General features: G+C 58.1%; 24 protein-coding genes, 1 tRNA gene, 1 pseudogene and 1 riboswitch. Of the genes and pseudogenes, 16 read left to right on the top strand and 10 right to left on the bottom strand.

Translation table 11 applies throughout. The annotated features are described in order from the left end of the window. Positions 1-3: 3 nt before the first annotated feature. Entirely contained in the window at positions 4-1059 is a 1056-nt protein-coding gene (gene cobW, locus ABWV79_RS03525; RefSeq protein WP_353390437.1) for a cobalamin biosynthesis protein CobW, read from the bottom strand. 1 nt (position 1060) lies between these two features. Beyond that, positions 1061-1435, bottom strand: coding sequence for a DUF1636 family protein (locus ABWV79_RS03520; protein WP_170354662.1), 375 nt, complete (start codon positions 1433-1435; stop codon positions 1061-1063). An 85-nt stretch (positions 1436-1520) separates the two neighbouring features. Continuing rightward, a riboswitch (cobalamin riboswitch) is annotated at positions 1521-1729 on the bottom strand. A gap of 111 nt (positions 1730-1840) precedes the next feature. On the opposite strand from ABWV79_RS03520, the gene ABWV79_RS03515 reads away from it, so the two are divergent. Further along, the gene (locus ABWV79_RS03515; protein ID WP_353390435.1) at positions 1841-2833 is read left to right on the top strand and encodes an NAD(P)-dependent oxidoreductase; all 993 of its coding nucleotides are present in this window, start codon (positions 1841-1843) and stop codon (positions 2831-2833) included. 778 nt (positions 2834-3611) lie between these two features. Here ABWV79_RS03515 and ABWV79_RS03510 read toward each other — a convergent pair. Further along, positions 3612-3685, bottom strand: a tRNA-Cys gene (locus tag ABWV79_RS03510). Between the two features lie 227 nt (positions 3686-3912). Between ABWV79_RS03510 and ABWV79_RS03505 the strand changes: the two genes are divergently transcribed. The 3 genes from ABWV79_RS03505 (at position 3913) to ABWV79_RS03495 (ending at position 6875) form a co-directional block, all read left to right on the top strand. Next, on the top strand, positions 3913-4566 hold the full coding sequence (locus ABWV79_RS03505; protein ID WP_170354660.1) for a protein-L-isoaspartate O-methyltransferase family protein: 654 nt from the start codon (positions 3913-3915) through the stop codon (positions 4564-4566). 96 nt (positions 4567-4662) lie between these two features. Beyond that, complete coding sequence (locus tag ABWV79_RS03500; protein WP_353390433.1) at positions 4663-6081, top strand: TolC family outer membrane protein; 1419 nt, start codon at positions 4663-4665, stop codon at positions 6079-6081. A 74-nt stretch (positions 6082-6155) separates the two neighbouring features. Continuing rightward, positions 6156-6875, top strand: coding sequence for a hypothetical protein (locus ABWV79_RS03495; RefSeq protein ID WP_353390431.1), 720 nt, complete (start codon positions 6156-6158; stop codon positions 6873-6875). A gap of 3 nt (positions 6876-6878) precedes the next feature. Here the strand turns inward: ABWV79_RS03495 and ABWV79_RS03490 are convergent, their stop codons facing one another. Continuing rightward, on the bottom strand, positions 6879-8336 hold the full coding sequence (locus ABWV79_RS03490; RefSeq protein WP_353390429.1) for a cobyric acid synthase: 1458 nt from the start codon (positions 8334-8336) through the stop codon (positions 6879-6881). A gap of 61 nt (positions 8337-8397) precedes the next feature. Between ABWV79_RS03490 and ABWV79_RS03485 the strand changes: the two genes are divergently transcribed. After that, positions 8398-8967: a cobalamin biosynthesis protein CobQ gene (locus tag ABWV79_RS03485; protein ID WP_170354656.1), complete on the top strand. Its 570-nt coding sequence runs from the start codon at positions 8398-8400 to the stop codon at positions 8965-8967. Between the two features lie 74 nt (positions 8968-9041). On the opposite strand, the gene ABWV79_RS03480 is transcribed toward ABWV79_RS03485, so the two are convergent. Beyond that, on the bottom strand, positions 9042-9362 hold the full coding sequence (locus ABWV79_RS03480) for a DUF6280 family protein (RefSeq protein WP_108785849.1): 321 nt from the start codon (positions 9360-9362) through the stop codon (positions 9042-9044). Positions 9363-9580: 218 nt separating this feature from the next. Between ABWV79_RS03480 and efp the strand changes: the two genes are divergently transcribed. Beyond that, positions 9581-10144, top strand: coding sequence for an elongation factor P (efp, locus tag ABWV79_RS03475; RefSeq protein WP_170354655.1), 564 nt, complete (start codon positions 9581-9583; stop codon positions 10142-10144). A 51-nt stretch (positions 10145-10195) separates the two neighbouring features. Here efp and ABWV79_RS03470 read toward each other — a convergent pair whose 3' ends face one another. Together ABWV79_RS03470 and ygfZ are read right to left on the bottom strand one after the other, a co-directional pair. After that, positions 10196-11140, bottom strand: a complete 945-nt coding sequence (locus ABWV79_RS03470) for an ABC transporter transmembrane domain-containing protein (protein WP_353390426.1) — start codon at positions 11138-11140, stop codon at positions 10196-10198. 105 nt (positions 11141-11245) lie between these two features. Beyond that, positions 11246-11983 (bottom strand): CAF17-like 4Fe-4S cluster assembly/insertion protein YgfZ, encoded by a 738-nt coding sequence (ygfZ, locus tag ABWV79_RS03465; protein ID WP_170354653.1) that lies wholly within the window; start codon positions 11981-11983, stop codon positions 11246-11248. A gap of 73 nt (positions 11984-12056) precedes the next feature. On the opposite strand from ygfZ, the gene ABWV79_RS03460 reads away from it, so the two are divergent. Continuing rightward, positions 12057-12731, top strand: a complete 675-nt coding sequence (locus ABWV79_RS03460) for a TIGR04283 family arsenosugar biosynthesis glycosyltransferase (RefSeq protein WP_353390423.1) — start codon at positions 12057-12059, stop codon at positions 12729-12731. Positions 12732-12741: 10 nt separating this feature from the next. On the opposite strand, the pseudogene ABWV79_RS22290 reads toward ABWV79_RS03460, so the two are convergent. Together ABWV79_RS22290 and ABWV79_RS03455 are read right to left on the bottom strand one after the other, a co-directional pair. Further along, positions 12742-13494 (bottom strand): annotated as a pseudogene (locus tag ABWV79_RS22290) (hypothetical protein); the annotation flags it as partial. Positions 13495-13570: 76 nt separating this feature from the next. Further along, positions 13571-14440, bottom strand: coding sequence for a MurR/RpiR family transcriptional regulator (locus tag ABWV79_RS03455; RefSeq protein ID WP_170752392.1), 870 nt, complete (start codon positions 14438-14440; stop codon positions 13571-13573). 155 nt (positions 14441-14595) lie between these two features. Here ABWV79_RS03455 and ABWV79_RS03450 point away from each other — a divergent pair, with 155 nt between their 5' ends. The 9 genes from ABWV79_RS03450 (at position 14596) to ABWV79_RS03410 (ending at position 25041) form a co-directional block, all read left to right on the top strand. Further along, positions 14596-15351 (top strand): N-formylglutamate amidohydrolase, encoded by a 756-nt coding sequence (locus tag ABWV79_RS03450; protein ID WP_353390421.1) that lies wholly within the window; start codon positions 14596-14598, stop codon positions 15349-15351. Beyond that, positions 15348-15932, top strand: coding sequence for a TRAP transporter small permease subunit (locus ABWV79_RS03445; protein WP_170354650.1), 585 nt, complete (start codon positions 15348-15350; stop codon positions 15930-15932). The genes ABWV79_RS03450 and ABWV79_RS03445 overlap by 4 nt, the downstream gene beginning before the upstream one ends. After that, positions 15929-17248, top strand: coding sequence for a TRAP transporter large permease (locus tag ABWV79_RS03440; RefSeq protein ID WP_170354649.1), 1320 nt, complete (start codon positions 15929-15931; stop codon positions 17246-17248). The genes ABWV79_RS03445 and ABWV79_RS03440 overlap by 4 nt, the downstream gene beginning before the upstream one ends. 51 nt (positions 17249-17299) lie before the next feature. Further along, complete coding sequence (locus tag ABWV79_RS03435; RefSeq protein ID WP_170752398.1) at positions 17300-18334, top strand: TRAP transporter substrate-binding protein; 1035 nt, start codon at positions 17300-17302, stop codon at positions 18332-18334. Positions 18335-18482: 148 nt separating this feature from the next. Then, a complete protein-coding gene (locus ABWV79_RS03430) occupies positions 18483-20168 on the top strand; it encodes a Na/Pi cotransporter family protein (RefSeq protein WP_353390419.1) in 1686 nt (561 codons plus the stop codon). 56 nt (positions 20169-20224) lie between these two features. Continuing rightward, complete coding sequence (locus tag ABWV79_RS03425) at positions 20225-21586, top strand: glutamine synthetase family protein (RefSeq protein WP_170354646.1); 1362 nt, start codon at positions 20225-20227, stop codon at positions 21584-21586. A 92-nt stretch (positions 21587-21678) separates the two neighbouring features. Continuing rightward, positions 21679-23061, top strand: coding sequence for an aldehyde dehydrogenase family protein (locus tag ABWV79_RS03420; RefSeq protein ID WP_353390416.1), 1383 nt, complete (start codon positions 21679-21681; stop codon positions 23059-23061). Then, entirely contained in the window at positions 23058-24203 is a 1146-nt protein-coding gene (locus ABWV79_RS03415) for an iron-containing alcohol dehydrogenase (RefSeq protein ID WP_353390415.1), read from the top strand. The genes ABWV79_RS03420 and ABWV79_RS03415 overlap by 4 nt, the downstream gene beginning before the upstream one ends. A gap of 58 nt (positions 24204-24261) precedes the next feature. Next, positions 24262-25041, top strand: a complete 780-nt coding sequence (locus ABWV79_RS03410) for an alpha/beta hydrolase (RefSeq protein WP_353390413.1) — start codon at positions 24262-24264, stop codon at positions 25039-25041. Here ABWV79_RS03410 and ABWV79_RS03405 read toward each other — a convergent pair. Further along, the gene (locus tag ABWV79_RS03405) at positions 25031-25312 is read right to left on the bottom strand and encodes a hypothetical protein (RefSeq protein ID WP_353390411.1); all 282 of its coding nucleotides are present in this window, start codon (positions 25310-25312) and stop codon (positions 25031-25033) included. The genes ABWV79_RS03410 and ABWV79_RS03405 overlap by 11 nt on opposite strands. Between the last annotated feature and the right edge of the window lie 160 nt (positions 25313-25472).

The raw sequence follows: 25472 nt of genomic DNA, 5'->3' as shown, positions 1-25472 counted from the left end.
GGTTTACTCGGCAGCCTCGGTGACGCCCACGAGGATGTCGCGAATTTCGGCCTCTTTGATGTCGTCATGCTCGGCAATCACCACCAGACGCGAACGGCGCTCTTCGCCGGGCTGCCACGGACGGTCGTACTGATGACGCACGCGCGCGCCCACAGCCTGAACCAGAAGGCGCATTGGCTTGCCCTGAACAGCGGCATAGCCTTTGACGCGCAGGATGTTCAGTTCTTTGGCAAGACGTTCGATTTTCGCTACCAGATCGGCCGGGTCGGTCTGTTCCGGCAGCTCGACGATGATGCTTTCGAAATCATCGTGCTCGTGATCATGGTGGCCATCGTGATGGCTGGGCCGCGCCTCCATGTCATCCTCAGCGGCAGCCTCAAGACCCAGCACGACGCGCACGTCCACAACGCCTTCGGCCACTTCGACGACCGGCAGAGGGCGCGGGGCCTCTGCGGCGATGATCTCTTTGGCTTTGGCGACACCTTCGGGGCCGGCCAGATCAGGCTTGGTCAGCAGGATGATGTCGGCGCAGGAGATCTGATCCTCGAACACCTCGGACAGAGGCGTTTCATGGTCGATGGAATCGTCGGCCATGCGCTGGGCATCCACTGCCTCGACATTCGGCGCGAACCGGCCGGCGGCGACCGCCTCGGCATCGGCCAGCGCGATCACGCCGTCCACGGTGATTTTCGACCGAATATCGGGCCAGTCGAACGCTTTCAGCAGCGGTTTCGGCAGCGCCAAACCAGATGTTTCGATCAGGATATGCTCGGGGCGCGGCTCCAGCGCCATCAGCGCCTCGATCGTGGGGATGAAATCATCGGCCACGGTGCAGCAAATGCAGCCGTTTGCCAGTTCCATGATGTTCTCTGCCGGGCAATCGGGGATGGCGCAGGATTTCAGGATATCGCCGTCCACGCCGACATCGCCAAACTCGTTGACCACAACGGCCAGACGCTTGCCCTGCGGGTTCTGCATCAGGTGTCGCACCAGCGTGGTCTTGCCCGAACCCAGAAAGCCGGTGATCACAGTAACGGGGAGTTTGTCCAAAGTGGACATGTCAGGCTCCAATCGGGGGAATGCGCGAGGCGCAGTTTTTGCGGAAATGTTCGGGGCGCTCGCGCCATTTGACCAGACCGTCTTCGGTGGCCAGATACTTGGTGGCACCGTCTACGATCACGTCGACATGATCGACTTCGTTCAGGTTCTCATAAACAAAGGTCCAGCGTTCCGGCCCGCCGCGCAGCACGATGGAACAGCCCTGATCGCAATTCGACAGGCATTCAACGGCCTTCAGCGCCACGCCCTCGGGCAGTTCAGCCTGTTCCAACGCCTTGTGCAGCAACGTGCCGGGGCGTTGGGCGTCATCTTCAATGGGTAGGCCGCGGCGGCAGGTGGTGCAAACCAGCAGCTCGACCGGAGCGGTTTCGGTCATGTCTCTCATCCCCCTAAATCCTCATCGTGGGGGACGGGGTTTCATGCGGGTCGTGCGTGACCCGGCACCGGAACACCCCGTCCGGTTTCAATCGCGGGTGCTGGCAGGTCTCCCGGCTTGCGGATTTCAGGGCGGTTGCCCTGTCGGATGACCCGCCTTCCCGGCCTTGCTGGCCAGTGGCTTGGGCACCCTCTCCGGTCACGGTCGCGGGGGCGGCTGCGTTTGACGGATGACCCGCTGACGCATTCCCTTTTCATCCATCTGCAGATGGACACCAACGGATCGGACATGCGGCACCGGGCAGGCCCTTGTCAAGCGAGTCGCAAACATCTTTCGCACCTCGGGTTAAAAGCGACCTGACAGCGTCGCTGGGCGGCATGACTTTGGGTGGGGCGGCATGCTGCCATGAACAAAACGGCGCCAAAAAGGGAGGTGTATCGCATGAAGGTGGGCTTTATCGGCTTGGGCAATGTGGGCGGCAAACTGTCAGGGTCTTTGCTGCGCAACGGGATCGAACTGACGGTACATGATTTGAACTCTGACCTCGTCGACGGTTTCGTGTCACAGGGGGCCAAGGCCGCCGAAAGCCCGGCCCAGCTGATGCGCGATTGCGACGCGGTTATTACCTGCCTGCCATCACCTGCCGCTTCGGACGCGGTGATGCAGGAGATGCTGCCTGAGGTCAGCCCCGGCAAAATCTGGATGGAGATGTCCACCACTGATGAAGCCGAAGTCAAGCGATTGGGCGCCCAGGTGATCGAACGTGGCGGCGCAGCGGTAGACTGTCCTGTGTCGGGTGGCTGTCATCGCGCCGCGACGGGCAATATCTCGATCTTCGCGGGCTGCGACCGGGCCACGTTCGAGCGCATACTGCCCTTTCTGACCACCATGGGCCGACGGGTTCTGCATACCGGTGACCTCGGGACTGCTTCGGTGTTGAAAGTGCTGACCAATTACCTCGCCACCGCCAACCTGATCACCTGCGCAGAAGCACTTGTGACCGCCAAAGCCGCCGGGATGGATCTGAACACCACATATGAGGCAATCAAGATCTCGTCTGGGACATCCTTCGTGCATGAAACCGAAAGCCAAGTCATTCTGAACGGCTCGCGGGACATTTCGTTCACGATGGATTTGGTGAAAAAGGACATTGGCCTGTTTCAGGATGTGGCGGACCGGGCGGGGGTGCCGCTCGAGATCAACCCGGTGATGATGCGCATCTTTGACGACGGCATCGCCCGTTATGGCGACCGAGAGTTGTCCCCTAATATTATCAAGCGGTTGGAAGAGGCCACCGGGCTGGATATCACAGCCCCCGGCTTCCCGTCCGAAATGGAAGACTACGAGCCGGAAGCGTCCGGATACGAGGTTATTCCGCAGGGACGTCGGGCCGAATGACGCAATTGCACTGCGCGAAAACGCTTTGACCAGCTTGGAAAAGAGGCGGCGAGTATTGGGCTCGCTGCCACTTTGTCAGGCCACTGAACTACCTGAACCAACGGGGCAAGAGTCAATTTGTGTGCGGATAGACCCAAGTATGGTGAATAGACAAACCCTAGGAAAACCTGTTCGAAGACTTCAAATACTAAGTGCCAATCATGTCGCAAGTTACGAGCTTGCATTCCCGCGAGCCGCCCGTTTTCCGTAGATCCGGTTCTGCCCGCTTCGTTCATGCCTATGCGTTCAGTAGGATTTCGCCTGCTTATTTCGCGACCACAAGGTCGTGCGAGCATGTACGCCAAGTTCCTTTTTTCTTCCAGTCGCACATCCAAAAACGCCTGTGTCCTGGTGAACATCAGCGTCCTTTGTCAGATCAAGGACCGTATTTGTGACTTTCGCTTGAAAGCGGTAAGCCTAACATCAACAGGCGCACGCCAACGCCGCGCAGCGTTGCCCTGAGTTCAATGGCGCCCTCGGCTAGCCAGATTGTCACTTATGGTTTTTTATCCATCCCGGAGGGCGTGGGCGTTGCATAGGGCAACCCAGTAGTATTCGCTGACTCAGCGATAGTCTTACAGATGTTCGCTTTCGTTTTATGGACCGAGGGATTGGCCACCGGAAGTAATAAACGCCATGTCTTGAGAGGGTTAGATAGGATGACAATTTCATTGTAGGTGTGTCCCACTTTGTGTCACACCCGAGCACCACAGGGCTAAGTCAATGATTTAGAGTAAAATGGAGGCGAGTACCGGAATCGAACCGGTGTACACGGATTTGCAATCCGCTGCGTCACCACTCCGCCAACTCGCCTTTTCAAGTAAAATCAAATACTTGTCGTGGTGTGACCGGCGTTTTAGCAGCTTTCGTCTGGGGCGTCCAGAGGGGTGGGCGCAAATTTCAGTCTGCTTATTTGTCACAGCAGTGCTCTTGTCCTGAATTATTGCCTGATATCGTAAGTTTGAAGGCACTGAGGCGTTGCCGGTTTCTTCTGGATATGGCACAAGCCACGCACACTAGGGAACAGAACGAGCGATCCAATGACAGATTTCGCAGCCCGTCGCCGTACGATGGTTGACACGCAAATCCGACCCTCTGACGTCACGAAATTTCCTATCATCGACGCGATGCTTACCGTCCGGCGCGAGAATTTCGTCCCGGATTCGCAGCGCGAGGCGGCTTATGTCGAGGAGCTGATCGACCTCGGGAACGGTCGCTGTATGCTTGAACCCAGAACTCTGGCTAAGATGCTGGACGTGTTGAATATTTCTAATGATGAAGCCGTGTTGGATATTGCTCCGGCCATGGGGTATTCGACAGCAATTGCAGCGCGAATGGCCGAATTGGTCGTGGCCGTGGAAGACGACGAAGACTTGGCAGCAGAGGCTCAGACCATACTTATGGATGCAGACGCCGACAATGCCATCGTCCATGTCGGACCGCTCGAGCAAGGCGCGACCGAGCATGGGCCATACGACGTGATCATGGTGCAAGGAGGGGTCGAGCAGATTCCGGACAAGCTGATTGATCAGTTGAAAGACCACGGTCGAATTGCGTGCGTGTTCATGGAAGGTGCACTGGGCACCGTTCGGATCGGTCATAAGTCGAATGGCCGTGTGACCTGGCGTCATGCGTTCAACGCCAATGCGCCGGTTTTGGCAGCATTTTCCACAGAAAGTGTATTTTCGCTATAATTCCGTGATAGTTTTTTCTGCCGCCTTGATTAGTTGAAAACAAACGCGCAAACTGTCGACAGGGCAGCGTAATTTTTGATTTGAGAGGATTTCGTGATGAGTTCCAAAGCGGGAGGTAAACTGGTCAAGGCGATGGCGCTGACGGCCGGAATTGCGCTTAGTGTTTTACCCGGGCGGTTCGCCTGGGCGGATAATCTGACGGATGCGTTCATCGGGGCATACAATACGAGCGGGTTGCTCGAGCAGAACCGGGCTTTGCTGCGTGCGGCTGACGAAGACGTTGCGATTGCGCTGGCAGCTTTGCGGCCGATCATCAACTGGACCGTGCAAATCAGTCAAGACTACACTCGCTCGACTGTTGATGACGTTGTGAACCGTCAGGAACCGACTAACTTCTTTACCGGCCTGACGTTGAGCCAATTGATCTATGATGGTGGTTTTTCGGTACTGGGCAAACAGTCTGCGCAAGAAATCGTTCTGTCCACGCGTCAAAATCTGATTGATATCGAACAAGCCGTTTTGTTCCGGGCTGTGAACGCTTATCTGGATGTAGTTCTTCAAGAAGAAACTGTCCAAATTCAGTTGAACGATGTCGAAGTCTCGGCCGAAGAACTGCGTGCGTCGCAGGACCGATTTGACGTTGGTGAAGTGACTCGTACTGACGTGGCGCTGTCCGAAGCACAGCTTGCTAGTGCACAGGCAGAACTGGCGGTCGCGCGCGGTAACCTCAGCACCGCGCAGGCCGAATATGTGAACGCTGTTGGTAATGCCCCCGGCGCTACGGCGGGTCAGCCCAATTTGCCGAGCCTTCCCAATTCAGAATCTGAGGCCATTGCTTTTGCGCAACGCAACCACCCGGCGATCTTGTCCTCGCAGCATGAAGTGCGCGCTTTTGATCTGCTGGTTCAGCAGCAAAGGGCCAATCTGGGTCCGAACGTGTCGCTTAACGCCGATGCGGGTATCACCGAAAGCTTTGACAATGATGATGACCTCGAAGATGCAAGGATCGCGTTGAACTTCAACCAACCTATTTACGCTGGCGGTGCGTTGGCCGCTCAGGTCCGCCGCGCTATGGCGACACGTGATGCAACCCGCGCCAACTTGCTAAACGTCCAAAAGGACATCACTCAGGGCGTTTCGGCATCTTACGCCAACTTTCAGGCTGCAGCGGCTAGCCTCCGGGCCTCGACAGAACAGGTTCGGGCCTCGCAAGTTGCCTTTGATGGTATCCGCGAAGAAGCAACATTGGGTGCTCGGACCACGCTGGACGTGCTTAATGCGCAGCAAGATCTGTTGGATGCGCAGTTGAACGAAGTTGCTTCGCGCACTGAACGGTCGCGGGCGGCATATCAGCTGCTGCAAGCGCAAGGCTTGCTTACCGCTGAACGCCTGGGTCTTGCGGTGCAGATTTATGATCCGACGCTTTATTACAATCTGGTGAAGAAAGCCCCAGCTCAGGTTAGCAGGCAGAGCAAGGATCTGGATCGCGTCCTCAAAGCATTGCGGCGTGATTAAACGCCGCGACTATCTGTTGTGAGGTTGAAAGTGTTTGGCTACACTCAATCCTGAGGAAAGAGTGGTATTCAAGAATGTCGGACAATGTCGCAAACGGGAATGTAGAGGACGTCCTGTCCTCTATTAAGCGGTTGGTAAGCGAAGAAGGCCGCAAAATCCCGGATATCATGCAATCCACTCGTGCGCGTAAGCCTGGCCGGTTGGTTCTGACCGATTCCTTACGAGTAAGCGAATCCCAAGGTGATAAGGAAACTCCGTCTGATACGGTGGTATCAGGCTATGCGGCCGAGGTCTCTGTGAAGCCCATGGTTCTGCGGGCGTCCGACTCAGTGAAAGAAAACGAGCCACGCATTGAAGAGCCAACAGAACGCGTAAACGATCCTGTTGAAAGCCTGAGCTCGAAGATCGAAGCGCTGGAGGCGGCGATCGCCAAGACAGAGGATCAGTGGGAACCCGACGGTGAAGGCCAAGATGCCTATGCTGGGACCTTGACTCAGTCGTTGAGTTGGCAGGCCGAGGCTGACGAAGACGAAGCAGACGCCGCTGACGCACCGCTCGTCTCGGAAACCAAAGCCACTTTCATCCGCGATCCGAAGGTGACGGCGAAGGCTGACCCGGTGCAAGACGTTAAAACGGAGCGCACACCGCTGGATGAAGACGCGCTCCGGGACTTGATCGCACAGGTGGTTCGCGAAGAACTGCAGGGCGTATTGGGTGAGCGGATCACGCGCAACGTTCGCAAACTGGTGCGGCGCGAAATCTACCGCGCGCTGGCTGAACACAAGCCCGACTAACGCTCATGCCCTACGGGGTGTTTCGGCCAGCGAAAGCAGTCGGTCCAAGTCCATGTTCTGTTCCAAATGATCGGCCAACGCGTTCAATGTCTTGTCGACACCGTCCTCATAGGACAGATCGGAAGTTACGCCTAGTTCCAACAAATACCGCGCGCGGAACGCATCCGATGCGAATATGCCGTGCAGGTAGCTGCCGCGGATGCGTCCGGTTGTATCAGTGGCACCTTCGGCGCGGCCTGCAACCTCGAGCCAGGCGCGCGCGCAATCGGGGCCATCCGTGCGACCCATGTGGATTTCGTATCCAGTTACCGGCTCGTGTCCCGGTAGGGCGCGCGCCGTTCGGAGTGTCACTTTTTTCTGTCCGACCATGACGGTCTCAACATTCAAAAGACCCAAACCTTCGACAGTACCGGGTCGCCCATCTACGCCCTCGGGGTCAGAGATGGTCTTGCCAAGCATCTGGTAGCCGCCGCACAGACCCAGCACATGCCCCCCGCGCCGCACATGGGCATAAAGGTCAACGTCCCAACCCTGTGCGCGGAAATAGGTCAAATCACCGATGGTGGATTTGCTGCCGGGCAAAAGCACGAGGTTTGCGTCACCGGGTAGGGGGCGACCAGCTGGAATGACCTCGACCGTGACGCCGGGCTCGGCAGACAGCGGGTCCAGATCGTCGAAGTTTGCCATGCGTTCTAGTTGCGGGACTACAACTTTGCATGCCCCACCGGTGTGAGAGCGGATGTCCATCATGTCTTCGGCGGGCAGCTTCCAGGCGTCTTGGAACCACGGCACGACGCCCAGGCATGGCCAGCCGGTACGTGCGGCGATGTCATCGCGCCCCTCGTCGAACAGGGACACATCGCCCTTGAAACGGTTCACTGCAAAGCCCTTGATCATCGTAAGGTCACCGGCATCCAGCACAGCCTGCGTGCCCACGATCTGCGCGATCACGCCGCCGCGGTGAATGTCGCCGACCAGCACTACGGGTACGCCTGCAGCGCAAGCAAATCCCATATTGGCAATATCACCCTTGCGCAGGTTGGTTTCAGCCGGACTGCCTGCGCCCTCGACCAGGACAAGGTCGGCATCACCGCACAAACGGTCAAAGCTTTCCAGCGCGGCGCTCAACAGCTTGGATTTGTCCTTGCGGTAGTCACCCGCCTTCATCGTGCCCGCCCTTTGACCCTGAACGATGATTTGAGCACCTGTATCGGTCTCGGGCTTCAGCAGGATCGGGTTCATGTCGGTGTGAGTTGGCCTGTTCGCAGCCCACGCCTGCAGCGCCTGCGCACGCCCGATCTCACCTCCGTTTTCGGTTACGGCTGCGTTGTTCGACATGTTCTGCGGCTTGAACGGAGCCACCCTAAGCCCGCGCCGTGAATAAGCGCGTGCCAGGCCGGCCACTAGAACCGATTTGCCCACATTGCTGCCAGTACCTTGTATCATGATGGCGCGAACCATGATTGATCTCCTATAACCTGACGGGCACATGACCCGATTTGACGGCAGAGGAAAAGACCGGATGAACACACCCGCCCATCTTTTGATCGGAGCCGCCGTCTTTGCCCGCCCGCCGCAAGGGCGCATTCTGCGCGCGGTGTTGATCGGATCAGTTTTGCCGGATCTGTCCCTTTACCTGATGGCTGGTGTGTCGCTGTTCATTCTGGGTATCCCCGAGCAAGTGGTCTTCGGGCGACTGTACTATTCCGATGCATGGCAAACAGTGTTCGCCATCGACAATTCGTTTCTGGTTTGGGGGTTGGCTTTAGTCGTGGCGCTGTGGGTGGGCGCGCGGCCTGTGGTCCTTGGGGCCTCGGCCGGGTTACTGCATTTGATAACCGACTTTGTATTGCATGCCGGGGATGGGCGGCCGCAGTTTTGGCCGATAAGCAACTGGGTCTTTCATAGCCCGGTCAGCTATTGGGACAGTGCGCATCATGCGCAATGGGTTGTTCCCGTCTCGATCACGGCGTGTGCGGCATCCTACGTGATACTCTGGCGGCGCGGGTTAGACGCTTCGACCAAGATGTTCTTTGGGGTGTTGCTTGGAGCGGAAATATGGGTCGCGCGGCAATGGCTGATGTTTTTCTGAGATAGCCACTGTCCAAAAGAAAAGCGCGCTCTGCAATGCACGAGCGCGCTTTTTCTTGGAAACAGCGGCTTAGGTCAGGCGGCTTCGGCCTGCTGAGCAGCGTTACGGCGTTCGCTTTCTTCACGCGACAGTGCAACCGAGGTGCGCACACCACGACCAACGAAATCCATTAAGCCGCTCACAACCCGTTCGTTCGGGTCGATACCGGCGCAGGACAGCACTTCGCGGCCATCGCGCGAACGTGCCCAGCGGGCAATTTGTTCGGGGCCATTGCCATATTTCTTGTCATCGGCAATAGCATCATCCAGCGCAGCCAACACAACGGCTGCAAAAAGTTTGCGCGCACGGTTGCCTTGTTCGTTGTTAAAGGCGGTGCCGTCAACGAAATCTCTCATCTCGTCTTCCTTGTTGTTCTTGCTCTTGCATTTTCGGCGTGACGGTCCTTATGACCGATAAAGTGTGATTCGGATACAGCTAATATGCATAGTTGCGTTGCGTCATCTGCATGGCTCGCTGCGCCTGCAACACAAGGTTTCGTTGTCTTGCCACGTGTTGCCACGCCAGATATAGGAAGCGCAACTGACGCATCAACCGTTTGTGAAGGATTTATGTCATGCCCAAGATAAATGGGAACGAAATTCGCCCCGGCAATGTGCTTGAGCATAATGACGGTCTTTGGGCCGCTGTCAAAGTTGATCACGTAAAGCCCGGAAAAGGCGGCGCTTTTGCTCAGGTCGAACTGCGCAACCTGCGCAACGGGTCGAAACTGAACGAACGGTTCCGCTCGGCGGACAAGGTGGAGCGGGTGCGGCTGGAACAGAAGGATCAGCAGTTCCTCTACGAATCCGACGGGATGCTGGTGTTCATGGACTCCGAGACCTATGAGCAGATCGAACTGCCATCGGACCTGTTGGGGGAGCGTCGCCCTTTTCTGCAGGACGGCATGACAATTGTGGTCGAGTTCTACGAATCCGAGGCGCTGAACGCCTCGTTGCCCCAAAAGGTGACCTGCAAGATCGTTGAAACCGAACCGGTCGTAAAAGGTCAGACCGCGGCGAACTCGTTCAAGCCGGCCATTCTGGACAATGGCATCAAGGTCATGGTTCCCCCCTTTGTTGGTCAGGATGAGATGATCGTGGTGAACACTGAGACCATGGAATATTCCGAACGCGCCTGATCCGCGTTGAAATCACCAAGAGGCCGCGTCAGCAACGATACGCGGCCTTTTTTATGTGCGGCGCTTGATGCGGCGGTATTGCTCGGGGTTGGGGCCGAACAGTTCCAACATCAGCTCGTACTTGATGCGGTTGGCGCTGACCTGTCGGTAGAAGGCGATCAGAAACGCGGTCGGTCCCTGTATCCGGGCCAACCCGCTTGTCGCAGCGACCACAGTGCCAACATCTGTGCGGCCTTCTAGGACCAGCCAGCCACCCAGCATCAATATGCCAACAGTACCTGCGCCATTGATAACGCTCAGCAGGAATTTGGCGGATAGTTTCCAGATGAACATTTTGCGCCGGGTTTCATAGATTGAATCGAATTCAGTCTCGATCTCGCGCGAGGTTTCCTCGATCTGCTCAGTGGTCAGTCGGTCGGTCGCATTGCGCAGGATGCGGACTCGTTCTGCGACAAAGACGTTCACCTTGCGCTGTGAAGCCAGCACGATGACGATCTGCGGAACGATCATCGAGAACGCGATCAGCCCCAGCCCCGGTTGCGTCGATGAGATATAGCCGATCACGCTGATCAACGTCCCGATCTGCACGACGGGGTCAGAAAAAGCACCACCTGCGAATTTGCCAAGCTCTTCGGCCTCGGCGGAAATGGCGGTGGTCATGGTGCCCTTACGTACATCTTCGCCGGTTTCTTTCAGATCGGCCGAACGCAACAACAGCCGTTGGCGGATCAGGCGGACCATGTCTTCGCCCAGTGTTCCGGCGCGATAACCCAGAACCCATTTCAGGCCGAGGCTTAGAAGAATGACCGCCATCATACCGGCCCCTAGCCATAACAGGCGGTCAGCCTGCACATCGTCGGTTGTAAGGTGATTGATAATGTCGCGCTGAAATTCAAGCGGTACAGCCGCCAAAGCGGCCACGGCGATCGAAAGAATGATAAGGATGATCTGCCGTCCGGCACTGGCACGCCAGATTGCCCTATATAGTTTGAACATGCCCGCACCCGTCTTGTGACCTGCCCGTATTGTGACAGGGCCAGGGTAGGGGGTGCAATCTATACGCGCTGTGCCGCAGTTCAGCCGTGCCGCTTGCGCAACAATTCAATCGCTTAGACCAACGTTGGCCAGATCGGCCTGCATATCCCCTGTGGCGCGATCCAGTCGCAGATAGGCAATTCCGGCGCCGCCAGATTGGGTGAACAAGGTTCCCACTGGCTTGCCGTTTGCAAAGATTTCAGTCCCGACCGGGGCGCTTCCATCTACCGTCACGCGACGCAGTCCCTTGCGCAGCTCGGTTTTGTGCTTCATCCGAGCTGTAACCTCTTGCCCGACATAGCAGCCTTTCTTGAAATCGACACCGTTCAGCAGTTCGAACCCGGATTCAAGGATATAGCTGTCCGACGTCAGTTCGATTCCTGTTTCCGGGATGCAATGGCGAACGCGGATGTCATCCCAATCGGAGCCGTCATCACTTTCGGGAGCTGCGGTGTAGGCCCGCCAGCCCATGTCAACGTGACGCGGATCAGGTAAGGCACCTTGTGGTGCCGGGCCGGTGCCTCGCTGCAGGTTCAGCCCACTTTCCTCGATGGTGACGTCTGCACGCAGCTTGTACATCCCAAGACGTTTGACCAGCCCTTCGGCCAAAATCTCGGCCACATCCAGCAGAACAGCATCGTCCTCGCGTTTGAGGAAGAAATCGGCAAGATATTTGCCTTGCGGAGTCAAAAGCGCAGCATAGACCAGGCCATCCTCAAGCCCGCCGATGTCATTTGTCACCAGCCCTTGCAGAAAACTGTCAGTGTCTGCACCGCTTAGGCGCAGGATGCGGCGATTGGGCATGGGGGTATCCTCGTGCTTTCCCTCGGTCCCGTGATATAGGAGTTCGCGCCGACAAGACCAGAGGGTAATCCACGTGCCAGCACCGATCTCGATTGTCATTCCGACTTTGAACGCGGCCGAGACCTTGCCTGCGACCCTTCAGGCATTGATGGAAGGGCTGCACACTGGGCTGATCCGCGAATTGATCGTTACGGATGGCGGATCCACCGACCAAACTCTGGAGATTGCGGATGAGGCCGGTGCCGAGATCGTCACCGGCGCCGCCTCGCGTGGCGGGCAGTTGCGTCGCGGGTGTAAACAGGCGAGAGGCGAGTGGCTGCTGGTTTTGCATGCCGACACGGTTCTCGAGGATGGTTGGACCAAAGCTGTCGGCGACCACCTTCGATCAGGCAAGCCAGCGGTTTTCCGACTGGCGTTTCGCGCTGCGGGATTTGCGCCCGGTTGGGTTGCTGGATGGGCCAATCTGCGTAGCCGGGTGTTGGGGTTACCCTATGGGGATCAGGGGTTGCTGATCCCGCGACGGACTTATGAACAGGCCGGAGGGTTCCCGGATCAACCCCTCATGGAAGACGTTGCACTTATGCGCCGGGTGCGGGGCGTAGCGTTATTGCCTTCTCGTGCGCTTACGAGCGCGGATCGATACCAGAAGGCGGGGTGGATGCGCCGAGGGGCGCGGAATCTGTGGACTCTGTTGCGGTATTTTCTGGGGGCAGATCCTGCAAAACTGGCGCGGGCGTATCGGCGCTGAAGGCAGTGCACAATTCTACGATCGACTTGCCCAATCGGAACGGGGCGGCGAAGCTGACAAGGCACAAAGCGATAATCTGCAGCACCAGGATATGTGCGTTGGCCTGCAGGTATTCCCATTCGTCTTTCAACTTCCCGACTTGCGCAATCAGATCCTCATAGCTTCGGGCAAGGATCAGATAGTCACCGGCAATCGCAGGCACCTTGCGGCGCATATTGTCGATGGCAATCTGGGTCTTGTCGTCAACGGTCGTAAAGACAAGAAACTGGTCAATGTCGAAAGCGTTGGCCTTTGCGGCCATCGCGCGTGCGTCGTCCATATCGTCTTTTGCCTGACGTCCGAATAGGAAATGCAATCCTTGCAGCGGCGCGACTTCGTTGGTCACGGCGATAAATAGGGGCAGGTCAGCGTTGCTGGCGGTTGAGGCCGATAGGAACTCCACCTTTTCGCACAGAACACCAATGTCATCATCATAGGCCGGGTCGCAAAACCGCAGGCGAAAGCGGGCAGCGTCTCGGTCAAAGGCCAGGGTTGCGGCATAGGCTACGTCGATCTGCCGGTCCAGCCGAGAACTGTCGGCGGTGTAAAGGCCGGCCAAAACGGCAACCAACGCACCGATACCGCCCAACACGACCCAGACCAGATCGGCCAGTTTCCACGCCCGATGCCCCGCAGGTTTGCGGAACAGAAACCCGGTGCCCACGAGTCCGACCAGAAAGAACAGGATCAGAAGCGGCAGTTGGTTATCGGCGATAAAGCTCATGCCCATAAAGTGAACGCGCGGCCCCGAAGTGGCAACACTGATCACGGGCAGTTGTAAATTATAGCAATTTCAGATGTTAAGAACCCGAGCTTTGGCCGAATTTGCGGAACAGCTTGGTGCGGTCAAAAGCGGCCTCAAGCTCGTCGGTGCGGTTCTTGACTGAGTCCCAAAGGCGTTCTTGAACCTCGGCGATGGCGCATTCCATCAGTGTCAGGATTGACGCCATCGAATCCCAAGCGGACGGCACCGCGATCCGTGCGGCAAAGGTATGTTTGGCCAGCCGGTGAATGGGGGAACGCCACTGGTCCGTGAACAGCACAATTTCGGCCCCGCGTTCCTGACAGAGCTGACCGATCAACATGGTCGAGTTTTCATATCGTCGCACGTCCAGCGCGATCAGGACATCATCTTTGCGCACATCCAGCAGATCATGGGTCCATGACGCAGCCACCGGTAGCATTCGGACGTCGGGACGGATCATTTGCAAATGCAGGTACAGGTACTGCGCCATTGTACCCGTGATGCGCCCTCCAGTGATGAAAATGCGCCGATCGGGATCAGATAACAGGTTGCAAAAACTATCGAATTCTTCCGGGTCAACCTCATCAATCGTGCGCTTTTGATTGGCGAGGGATTGCTGGGAGTAGCGGTTGAGTATGTGTTCCTCGGGCAAGTCGTTTTGCCAGACGTCGCGCTTGGCGATGGGGCCCGAGATCATCTCTTTCACTTCGCCCCGCAGGGCGGCCTGAAACTGCGGATAGCCGTCAAACCCGGTCTTTTGCAGCATCCGCGCCACCGTGGTGGTCGAGACCGAGGCGGTACTGGCCAGTTCTGTAATGCTGCCCAAGCCGGCCATGGGATAGTCATCCAGCAGAACACTGACCAGTTGCCGTTCCGAAGGCGTCATCTTGTCCCGATGGGCCAGCAGCCTGTCCGTCACCCGCACTGAACGATCCTCCTGTATGCGACAAAGGCATAATGTGAATAATTTTTCATCAAGATCAAGTCTGGAGAAAATTGTACAGGAAAATTATTGACAGGTGATCGACGTGTGTGGAAATTTTTCCGCAATGATGATTTTGGGAATCGCAGGGCAGTAGGTTGGATTTCGGAACAGTCGTTCACACGGATATGGCAGACGGTGCGCCAAAGGTCGTTTTTGTCTGCGAGCACGCGTCGAACCGGATCCCGGCGTTTCTGGGGGATATGGGGCTAAATGCTGAGGCACGTGAAAGCCACATCGCATGGGATCCCGGAGCTTTGGCGGTGGCCAAGCGGATGTCGGCGCAAATGGCTGCACCGCTGGTACATGGTGGTGTGTCGCGGTTGGTCTATGATTGCAACCGGCCGCCCGAGGCAAAAGGCGCTATGCCGTCGCGCAGTGAAGATATCGACATACCCGCAAATACTCGGATGACGCAGGATCAACGGCAGGCGCGGATTGAGGGCGTCTACGAACCGTTTCGCCAAGCCCTCTCCAAGCTGATCCTGCAGCACCGGGAAACGCTTGAGCTGATGGTGACGGTCCACAGTTTCACTCCGGTCTATTTGGGCAAGCGCCGACAGGTCGAACTGGGTATCCTGCACGGCGCCGATGACCGGTTTGCAGCAGCGATGATGGCGCATAAGGCGGTTGAAAACCCTTATGTTACCATGTTGAACGAGCCATACTCGGCCGCTGATGGTGTTGCACACACTCTGGATGCGCAGGCTTTGCCGATTGGTTTGCTGAACGTGATGATCGAGGTTCGAAACGATCTGATCCGCACGACCGAGCAGCAAAATGCGGTGGCGGGCTGCCTTGTTCCTTGGATATCGCGAACCCTTTCGGGGTTTGAAGAAAGGGCGGCAGAATGATCCGGGCCATGCGCGTATATGTCCGTGTTGTTGACGCGGTCAATTACAGGATCGGACGGGTGATGATGTGGGGTCTGTTCGTTATGATGGGCATCCTGCTGTGGTCGTCGATCTCGAAAACCTTCTTCCTGCCATCGCTATGGACCTTGGAAATGGCGCAGTTTGCCATGGTGACCTATTACATCATGGGCGGGCCGTATTCGATCCAGCTGGGCTCGAACGTGCGGATGGACCTGTTCTATCACAACTGGAGCCACAAGAAAAAAGCGTGGTTCGACGCCTTCACCGTTCTGCTGTTGATCCTGTATTTGGGCGTGCTGTTTTACGGCGGGCTGGGGTCCACCGCCTATAGCCTTGGATATTGGGGGGATTCTCCGATCTCGTACTTCACTGGTCTGTTGACCGGCAGTGAAGAGATCGGGCGGCTAGAACGCTCGTCCACCGCATGGCGGCCTTACATCTGGCCGATCAAGGCGATCATGGTGCTGGGCTTCTTCCTGATGCTGCTGCAGGCAATTTCGGAATTTTTCAAAGACATTGCCCGGATCAACGGGCAGGAAATCGGGGTCGCTCGGGCATGAGCCAGGAATATATCGCCATTTTCATGTTCGCGTCGATGATGCTGATGCTGTTCACAGGTCAGCGCGTCTTTGGCGCGATCGGAGCGGTTGCCACAGTGGCCGCACTGGCCCTGTGGGGTACAGGCGGGCAGGACATCACGTTCTCGGCCGCGATGAAGCTGATGAAGTGGTATCCGCTGCTGACGCTACCAATGTTCATTTTCATGGGCTACGTGCTGTCGGAAAGCCGTCTGGCCGATGACCTGTACCGGATGTTCCATGTCTGGATGGGTCCGGTGAATGGCGGGCTTGCGATTGGCACGATTGGCCTGATGGTGCTGGTATCGGCCATGAACGGGCTGAGCGTCGCGGGGATGGCCATTGGCGCGACCATTGCGCTGCCGGAACTGCTACGGCGGGGCTATGACAAGACGATGGTCACGGGTGTCATTCAGGCGGGGTCCAGTCTGGGCATCCTTGTACCGCCCTCGGTCGTGCTGGTTCTCTATGCGATGATTGCGCGGCAACCGGTGGGGCAGCTGTGGCTGGCGGGGATCGTGCCGGGGCTGCTGATGGCGGGTATGTTCATCCTCTATATCTGGATCCGTTGTCGCATTCAGCCCGAGCTTGGCCCCGCGATGAAAGACGCCCATGAAGTGCCACGCGCGGAAAAGCTGCGGCTGCTGGGCGCGGGCGCACTGCCGCTGATCATCTTTGCCGCTATGATGGTGCCCTTTGTGAATGGCTGGACCTCGCTGGTGGAAAGCTCGGCCATCGGGGCGCTGACGGCGCTGGTGGTGTCAGTCGTGAAACGCCGCATGACGTGGAAGATTTTCGAAGACTGCACCAAGCAGACACTGGCGATTTCGTGCATGTTTATGTGGATCATCCTTGCGGCTCTTGGCTTTGGCGCGGTGTTCGACGGGCTGGGTGCGGTGAAAGCCATCGACAACCTGTTCACCGAACAGCTTGGCCTGTCGCCCTGGGTGATCCTGATCCTGATGCAGCTCAGCTTTATCGTCATGGGTACGTTTCTGGACGACACAGCAATGCTGGTCATCGTGGCGCCGCTCTATGTGCCTTTGGTGGGCGTGCTCGGATTTGACCTGATCTGGTACGGGGTGCTTTATACGATCACCACCCAGATCGCCTATATGACGCCGCCCTTCGGCTATAACCTGTTCCTGATGCGCGCGATGGCCCCGCCCGAGATCACGCTGCGCGACATCTATCGCTCGATCTTCCCGTTCGTGGCGGTGATGGTGCTGGCGCTGACGATAATCATGATCTTCCCGGAACTGGCCCTGTGGCTGCCCGGATATGTCTACGGAAATTAACAAGAATGCCCGCTCAAGAGGCACGCAAACCTGCAACAGAGAGGAAATGACATGACAACAAGACGTAAGTTTCTGAAAACAGCCGGGGTCGGCGTTGCCGCTGCCCCTCTGGCCGCGCCGGCATTGGCGCAAAGCACGATCACATGGCGGATGCAGACCTATGCCGGTCCTGCGCTGGCTGCTCACGTGATCGACCCCGCGATCGAGATGTTCAACAAGATCGCTGGTGACCGGATGCAGATCGAGCTGTTCTATGCTGATCAGCTGGTTCCCACCGGAGAATTGTTCCGCGCCATGCAGAAGGGCACGATTGATGCGGTTCAGTCAGATGACGACTCGATGGCGTCGCCCACCGATGTGACCGTGTTCGGCGGCTATTTCCCATTTGCCTCGCGCTACTCGCTGGACGTGCCGGTGCTGTTCAACCAGTACGGCTTGAACGAGATCTGGGATGAGGAATATTCCAAGGTCGGCGTCAAGCACATCAGCGCGGGTGCTTGGGATCCGTGCCACTTTGCCACCAAAGATCCGATCAACAGCCTAGCCGACCTGCAGGGCAAGCGAGTCTTCACCTTCCCGACAGCGGGCCGCTTCCTGTCGCAGTTCGGTGTTGTGCCAGTCACTCTGCCGTGGGAAGACATCGAGGTCGCAGTGCAAACCGGCGAGTTGGACGGCATCGCGTGGTCGGGCATCACCGAGGACTACACCGTGGGTTGGGCCGATGTGACCAACTATTTCCTGACTAACAATATCTCAGGTGCATGGGCCGGGTCGTTCTTTGCCAATATGGACCGCTGGAACGAGCTGCCCGAAGACCTGCAGACCTTGTTCCGCGTTTGCTGTGATCAGTCGCACTACTATCGTCAGTGGTGGTATTGGGGCGGCGAGGCCAGCCTGCGTGTCAATGGAGACAAGATGCAGCTGACCACGATCCCAGATGAAGAATGGGCGCAGGTCGAAGAGGCCGCCGTTGCCTTCTGGGATGAGATCGCGGCTGAATCCGAAACCAAGGCCAAGGTCGTCGAAATCTTCAAGCAGTATAACGCCGATATGCTCAAGGCCGGACGGCCTTATCGCTACGGCTAAATTCCATACAATTTCGGCGCGCGGCCTCGGTCGCGTGCCGGTATTGGACCTCTGGACCCCCGATCCCTGATGCTAGGCTTGCCTCTGAAACAGACAAGAACACTCTGGTCGCGCGTTGGCGCGAACCGGGCGAGGGGGATATAGACCAATGGCGATAGCTGGGTTTCTGATCGAGATTTTTGCGGCGACCATGTTGCTGCTGTTTGCGGTTCGACTGGTTCGCACGGGCATCGAAAGGCGCTTTGGCGCATTGTTCCAATCGCTGTTGACGCGTCATTCCAACACGTTTGTTGCCGGCGGGGCTGGCATGGTTCTGGCAACGATCCTGCAAAGCTCGGCTGCGGTTACAGTTTTGCTGACCGGTTTTGCCGCGGCAGGCATGGTCAGCTTTGGCCTTGCATTGGCCGGGGTGCTGGGCGCGGATCTGGGTGCAGCGCTTGTCATTCAGGTTCTGTCTTATGATCTGGGCTGGCTGCAGCCCGTGCTGTTGGCGCTGGGCGGGTGGCTGTACCTCAAGTCCGACCGCGCCAATGTGCGGCTGATCGGGCGCATTGTTCTGGGCATCGCGTTCATTCTGGTTTCATTGCAGTTCTTGCGCGATGCGGTTGATCCGATTCGCGAGAGCGCCTTTTTGCCCGCCATCGCGGGCTATCTGGAAAGCGACTATTTCAGCGCCTTTATCGTGGGCGCGGTACTGGCCTTTGTCATGCACAGTTCGGTTGCGACGATCCTGATGTGCGTGACACTGGTTCAGATCGGAGCCATCCCTTTTGCTGCCGGGCTGTCGCTGGTTCTTGGGGCCAATCTGGGCTCGGCCTTTATTCCGATCTGGCTGACCCGTGACCTTACGGTTTCCGCGCGTCGTATTCCACTGGCCAACCTTCTGCTACGCGGCAGCGCGGCGCTGGTGATGCTGATTGTGGTCAACGTGACTGGCACGCATCAGACGTTGATGGTCGCAGGGGCAGGGCAGTCGTTGATCCTGGCTCATATCGGATTCAACCTCGCCGTTTTTGTGCTGGCCACAGGGTTCGTGAACTGGATGGAGCGACCGATGGCGCTGCTGCTGCCCGAGCCCGAGGTTAAGGCGCACGCGATGGACCACTTCTCTGACGCGCTTAGCCCACTGAACGATCCCAGCGTTTCGGGGGCGAATGTTGCGATGTCCTCGGTCCGGCATGAGCTGTTGCAGATGGTCACGCAGGTTGAGCGCATGTTCCGCCCGGTTCTGGATATCTATGAGCAGGATGACAGCGATGCGATCTCGGCCCTGTGGCAGCAGGATGAGAGGGTGAACGCGCAGCTGACCGAAATCCGACGCTTTGTTGCCCGACTGCCGCGCCAGAACATGAACAAAGCGCAGATCAAGGCGGCGCGCGGCCTGGTCGAATACGCGATCCGGCTTGAGGCGGCGGGCGACGTGGTGTCGAACCGCATGACCCGAACCGCGCAGATCAAACACACCGAACGCACCGATTTTTCGGCACAGGGCTGGAAAGAACTCAAGGATTTGCACGCGGCGGTGCTGGCCAGTTTCTCTCTGGCTCGTCATGTGCTGCTGGTGGATGACATGGATTGCGCCCGCCGTCTGGTGCTGGACAAAGCCGAGGTTAAGCGCCTGTCGCGGAACAGCCGAAAGGCGCATTTGAAGCGGCTTGAGAGGGGGCAGACCGAAAGCTTTGCCTCAAGCGATCTGCATCTTGAGACGTTGCGCGCCATGCGCGACCTGCACGGGCATATCGCCGCCATCGCCTATCCGATCCTCTACCAAAGCGGGCAGGTTCTGGAGACACGTCTGGTGATGGAAATGGATAACGAAACGGTCGAGGACTAAGGCCGAGGGCAAGAGCTTGGGACAACAGTCCCGGAAAGTGACAAAGGATGAACGGGATGGGCAATGAAGCACGTTTGAACGACCTGAAAACCAAGGTCGAAGCCGGTGAGGTCGATACCGTGCTGGTCTGCATGGTCGACATGCAGGGGCGTCTGATGGGCAAGCGGTTCCACGCGGGGCATTTCGTGGCCGGTGCGTGGGAAGAAACCCATTGCTGCAACTACCTGCTGGCAACCGATCTTGAGATGGCGACACCCGATGGCTATGCCGCAACCAGTTGGGAGCGCGGCTACGGCGATTATGTGATGAAGCCCGACCTGAGCACTCTGCGCCCGATTCCGTGGCTTGAAGGCACCGCCATGGTTATGTGCGATGTGCTGGATCACCACACGCATGAGGAAGTACCCCACGCACCTCGGTCCATCCTGAAAAAGCAGGTGAACCGGCTGAAGGCCATGGGCTATGACGCCATGTGCGCTACCGAGCTGGAGTTTTTCCTGTTCGAGAAGAGCTTTGACCAGATCCGCAAGGAAGGGTTTCGCGATCTGGAGCCGATATCGGGCTATAACGAAGACTATCACATCCTGCAGACCACCAAGGAAGAGCATGTGATGCGCCCGATCCGCAATCATCTGTGGAACGCGGGGATTCCGGTCGAGAACTCCAAAGGTGAGGCTGAGACCGGGCAGGAAGAGCTGAACATCAAATACGCTCTCGCGATGGAGACGGCCGAGTATCACTCGATTGCCAAGAACGCAGTGAAAGAGATCGCGTGGCAGCATGGCCATGCCGCGACATTCCTTCCGAAATGGCATCATGAGAAAGTCGGTAGCTCGTCCCACGTGCATCAGTCGCTTTGGGCGGATGGGGTGCCAGCCTTTTTCGATGAAAAAGATCCGCTCGGGATGTCGGGTATTATGAAAAGCTATATGGCGGGTTTGCTGAAATACGCCGCTGATTACACCTATTTCATGGCCCCCTATATCAACAGCTACAAGCGGTTCATGAAGGGCACGTTTGCGCCAACGCGGATCATCTGGTCGGTGGACAACCGCACGGCGGGCTTCCGTCTGTGCGGGGATGGCACCAAGGCAGTTCGGGTGGAGTGCCGTATTCCGGGCTCGGACATGAACCCCTATTTGGCGATGGCGGGGATGCTGGCTGCTGGGATTGCCGGGATCGAGGAAGCGCTGGAATTGCAGCCTCCGACACAGGGCGACGTCTACCAGGGGGAAACGGGCATGATCCCCGGCAATCTGGGTGCGGCGCGTGATGCGTTGCATGGGTCGGCCATGTTGCGCGCGGCCCTGGGGGATGACGTGGTCGATCACTACGCCCGCGCGGCAGAGGTCGAGATTGAAGAGTTCGAGCGTGTGGTGACCGATTGGGAAATCGCGCGCGGGTTTGAGCGGGCTTAGAGGTGGAAGCGAGGGGCCAGCCCCTCGCGCTCCCCGAGGTATTTTTGGCCAGATGAAGCAGGGATCCTGTTTCTTTCGGAAATGGAGTGAAGATGGGGCAGATGTTGAAATGTGTCTCGCCGATTGATGGATCGGTTTATGCAGAGCGTGAAGTGCTGTCGGCTGAGGCGGCATTTGAGGTCGCCGCGCGGGCACGTACCGCGCAGGCGGAATGGGCGGCGCGGCCGTTGCAGGAGCGGATTGATCTTGTAATGGCAGGTGTGGCTGCTGTGGGCGCGATGAATGATGAGATCGTGCCAGAGCTTGCGCATATGATGGGCCGACCGGTGCGCTATGGCGGTGAGTTTGGCGGGTTCAATGAGCGCGCCACTCATATGGCCGAAATTGCCTCAGACGCTTTGGCTGATATCGCCGTGGGTGAGGATGAGACCTTTAAACGCTATATAAAGCGCATCCCGCACGGGGTCGTTTTTGTGGTGGCGCCGTGGAACTATCCCTACATGACCGCGATCAACACGGTGGCACCAGCGTTGATTGCGGGCAATGCGGTGGTGCTGAAACACGCCACGCAGACCTTGCTGGTGGGTGAGCGGATGGCGCAGGCCTTCCACGCGGTGGGTGTGCCCGCCGATGTTTTCCAGAATGTGTTCCTCAGCCATGACATGACCAATGATTTGATCGCGGGCAAGGCGTTTGATTTTGTGAACTTTACCGGTTCGGTCGGGGGCGGGCAGGCGATGGAGCGCGCGGCGGCTGGCACCTTTACTGGCGTTGGCACCGAGCTGGGCGGCAAGGATCCAGGCTATGTGATGGAGGATGCCGATCTGGATGCGGCGGTTGATACGCTGATCGACGGGGCCATGTTCAACTCGGGCCAGTGCTGCTGCGGGATTGAACGGATTTATGTGCATGAGAGCCTGTTCGACGATTTCGTCGCCAAGGCGGTGGAGGTCGTAAAGGGTTATAAGCTGGGCAACCCGCTAGACACTGAAACGACGATCGGCCCGATGGCCAATGTTCGTTTTGCTGATGAGGTACGCGCGCAGATTTCTGAGGCGGTCGCGGCAGGTGCCGTCGCTCATATCGAGACCTTCGCCGAGGACGATGGCGGTGCCTACCTGACGCCGCAGATCCTGACCAATGTCAGCCATGACATGCGCGTGATGCGGGATGAGAGCTTTGGCCCGGTTGTGGGCATCATGAAAGTGTCCTCGGACGAAGAAGCCATCGCGCTGATGAATGACAGCGAATTTGGCCTGACTGCCAGCCTCTGGACCCGCGATGTGGATCGTGCGGCGCAGGTGGGCGATCAGATCGAGACCGGCACCGTGTTCATGAACCGTGCTGACTATTTGGACCCGGGCCTGTGCTGGACCGGCTGCAAGAATACCGGGCGCGGGGGCGGATTGTCGGTCATCGGCTATCACAACCTCACACGTCCCAAATCCTACCATCTGAAAAAGGTGACATCATGAGCCTTGTTGGAAACTGGTCTTACCCGACCGCGATCAAATTCGGCGCTGGCCGGATCAAGGAATTGCCCGAGGCCTGCGCGGCTGCTGGGATGAAACGCCCTCTGCTGGTGACCGACAAGGGGTTGGCCGATCTGCCGATCACCACGGTCACTCTGGATATCCTCGAGGCCGCAGGGCTGGGACGAGGGCTGTTCAGCGAAGTAGACCCGAACCCCAATGAAAAGAACCTCGAAGCCGGGGTTGCCGCCTATAATGCGGGTGGCCATGACGGGGTGATTGCCTTTGGTGGCGGTTCGGGGCTGGATCTTGGCAAGATGGTTGCCTTTATGTGCGGCCAGACCCGCCCTGTTTGGGATTTCGAGGATATCGGCGACTGGTGGACTCGCGCGGATGCCGACGCCATCGCACCGATCATTGCCGTGCCGACCACCGCCGGGACAGGGTCCGAGGTGGGACGCGCCAGCGTCATCACCAACTCGGAAACGCACGCGAAGAAGATCATCTTCCACCCCAAGGTTCTGCCCGCGGTCGTGATCTGCGACCCCGAACTGACCGTCGGGATGCCTAAGTTAATCACCGCCGGCACCGGTCTGGACGCGTTTGCGCATTGCGTCGAGGCGTTTAGCAGCCCGCATTATCACCCCATGAGCCAGGGCATCGCGCTGGAAGGGATGCGGCTGGTCAAGGACTACCTGCCGCGCGCCTATGCCGATGGCACCGACATCGAAGCCCGCGCCCAGATGATGAGCGCGGCGGCAATGGGCGCGACGGCGTTCCAAAAGGGCCTCGGCGCGATCCACGCGATGAGCCATCCGATTGGCGCGGTGTTCAACACCCATCACGGCACCACCAACGCGGTCTGCATGCCTGCCGTGCTGGATTTCAACGCGCCCGCAATCGCCGATCGGTTCCAGCAGGCGGCGGCGTATCTGGGCATCGAAGGCGGCTTTGACGGCTTCCGCGCCTTTGTGCAGGCGTTCAACGACAGCTTTGCCATCCCGCGCAAACTGTCCGAACTGGGCGTGACCGAAGCGTCGATCCCCGAACTGGTCAAAGGTGCGATCACCGACCCGTCCTGTGGCGGCAACCCGATTGAGCTGACCGAAGACAACCTGACCGCGCTGTTCAAAGCCGCGCTGTAACAGGGTTGCAGACCCGCTCCCTCACCTCGCATACTGTGTGCAGGTGAGGGAGATTTTCATGACCAAAGAGATTGTTCTGATCCACGGGGCCTTTGCAGGGCCGTGGTGTATGGAGGATTACGCGGGCTTCTTCCGCGCGCACGGCTGGACGGTTCACACCCCTGCGCTGCGCTACCATGGCGGCGACCCTAAGGCCGAGCCCAATCCCGGCCTGACCGACACCAGCGTTATGGACTACGCCGACGACATTGCGGCCTTTGTGCAGGGGCTGGACAGCAAGCCGGTGCTGCTGGGGCACGCCATCGCCGGGGTTGTGGCGCAGCAGGTGGCGTCTCGCGGGCTGGCCAGCGCCATTGTCCTAATTAACCCGAACGCAGCCTGGGGGACGTTGCCTGAAACCGATGATGAGCGCGCCGTGCCGCGTGCGCTGATGGAGGGCGGGGCGTTCTGGAAACAGCCCATGCGCGTTGATTTCGACCTGATGGCCCCCTTTGCGCTGAACAAATTGCCCGAAGCGCAGCAGCATAAGGTGTTCGACCAGCTTGGCCCCGAAAGCGGGCGGGTGATGTTCGAGATGTTCTTTTGGATGTTCGACGACCACCACGCGATGAAAGTGGATATCGACAAGGTGGACTGCCCCGTCCTGATCGTTTCCGGCACCGAGGATCGGGCCGTGAACCCCGACACCTGCCGCGCGTTGGCGAAACTCTACGGCGACCGCGCGACCTTTCTACCCGCCGAGAACCACGCGCATTTTCTGTTTATGGAGCCCGGCTGGGAAGGACCGGCCGGACAGATCGCGGATTGGCTGGATCAGACGCCGGGTGTCACCGACTGATCTGAAAGCTGCTTTGAGGTTTCCAGATGAGTGAGCCGTCGTCGTTCTTGACACAGCGCAGCAGGTGCTCTTCACGGGTACTGATCGTGTCGGTCACAGTATTGTCGCCGAAGATCACGACAAAAGCGTCCTGTGAATAGGCCATGCCTGCGTAATAGCAAAACCGGGTCTCAGCCCCGTCAGGGATCGGGGATGCGGTGGTCAGGGTTTGCTGCGCGGTCACTTGGCTGGCCAGCAGGGCCAGCGCCAGCCCAAGGGTTACTGTCTTCATGTCGTCCTCCCGTTGATAAATCAGTTGGTCAAATGGGTCTTGGACGCTCGGGAACCTCAAATGTCGTTCTTGAATGACGGGTTGAGGGTAAGTGTGAACGAGATCAACGGGTTAGGCAAGGGGTTTAACTGCGCGCGCAGGGATGGTTCGCGACCTCCGC

Origin of the sequence: Ruegeria sp. HU-ET01832 (assembly GCF_040371315.1) — a bacterium.
GTDB lineage: Bacteria > Pseudomonadota > Alphaproteobacteria > Rhodobacterales > Rhodobacteraceae > Ruegeria > Ruegeria lacuscaerulensis_A.
The sequence above is the reverse complement of the archived record's forward strand: the minus strand, read 5'-3'. Positions and strand labels throughout refer to the sequence as shown.

Coding starts and splice junctions, on each gene's coding strand:
- cobW (WP_353390437.1), bottom strand. CDS start 1,059: ATGTCCACTTTGGACAAACTCCCCGTTACTGTGATCACCGGCTTTCTG.
- ABWV79_RS03520 (WP_170354662.1), bottom strand. CDS start 1,435: ATGACCGAAACCGCTCCGGTCGAGCTGCTGGTTTGCACCACCTGCCGC.
- ABWV79_RS03515 (WP_353390435.1), top strand. CDS start 1,841: ATGAACAAAACGGCGCCAAAAAGGGAGGTGTATCGCATGAAGGTGGGC.
- ABWV79_RS03505 (WP_170354660.1), top strand. CDS start 3,913: ATGACAGATTTCGCAGCCCGTCGCCGTACGATGGTTGACACGCAAATC.
- ABWV79_RS03500 (WP_353390433.1), top strand. CDS start 4,663: ATGAGTTCCAAAGCGGGAGGTAAACTGGTCAAGGCGATGGCGCTGACG.
- ABWV79_RS03495 (WP_353390431.1), top strand. CDS start 6,156: ATGTCGGACAATGTCGCAAACGGGAATGTAGAGGACGTCCTGTCCTCT.
- ABWV79_RS03490 (WP_353390429.1), bottom strand. CDS start 8,336: ATGGTTCGCGCCATCATGATACAAGGTACTGGCAGCAATGTGGGCAAA.
- ABWV79_RS03485 (WP_170354656.1), top strand. CDS start 8,398: ATGAACACACCCGCCCATCTTTTGATCGGAGCCGCCGTCTTTGCCCGC.
- ABWV79_RS03480 (WP_108785849.1), bottom strand. CDS start 9,362: ATGAGAGATTTCGTTGACGGCACCGCCTTTAACAACGAACAAGGCAAC.
- efp (WP_170354655.1), top strand. CDS start 9,581: ATGCCCAAGATAAATGGGAACGAAATTCGCCCCGGCAATGTGCTTGAG.
- ABWV79_RS03470 (WP_353390426.1), bottom strand. CDS start 11,140: ATGTTCAAACTATATAGGGCAATCTGGCGTGCCAGTGCCGGACGGCAG.
- ygfZ (WP_170354653.1), bottom strand. CDS start 11,983: ATGCCCAATCGCCGCATCCTGCGCCTAAGCGGTGCAGACACTGACAGT.
- ABWV79_RS03445 (WP_170354650.1), top strand. CDS start 15,348: ATGATCCGGGCCATGCGCGTATATGTCCGTGTTGTTGACGCGGTCAAT.
- ABWV79_RS03440 (WP_170354649.1), top strand. CDS start 15,929: ATGAGCCAGGAATATATCGCCATTTTCATGTTCGCGTCGATGATGCTG.
- ABWV79_RS03435 (WP_170752398.1), top strand. CDS start 17,300: ATGACAACAAGACGTAAGTTTCTGAAAACAGCCGGGGTCGGCGTTGCC.
- ABWV79_RS03430 (WP_353390419.1), top strand. CDS start 18,483: ATGGCGATAGCTGGGTTTCTGATCGAGATTTTTGCGGCGACCATGTTG.
- ABWV79_RS03425 (WP_170354646.1), top strand. CDS start 20,225: ATGGGCAATGAAGCACGTTTGAACGACCTGAAAACCAAGGTCGAAGCC.
- ABWV79_RS03420 (WP_353390416.1), top strand. CDS start 21,679: ATGGGGCAGATGTTGAAATGTGTCTCGCCGATTGATGGATCGGTTTAT.
- ABWV79_RS03415 (WP_353390415.1), top strand. CDS start 23,058: ATGAGCCTTGTTGGAAACTGGTCTTACCCGACCGCGATCAAATTCGGC.
- ABWV79_RS03410 (WP_353390413.1), top strand. CDS start 24,262: ATGACCAAAGAGATTGTTCTGATCCACGGGGCCTTTGCAGGGCCGTGG.
- ABWV79_RS03405 (WP_353390411.1), bottom strand. CDS start 25,312: ATGAAGACAGTAACCCTTGGGCTGGCGCTGGCCCTGCTGGCCAGCCAA.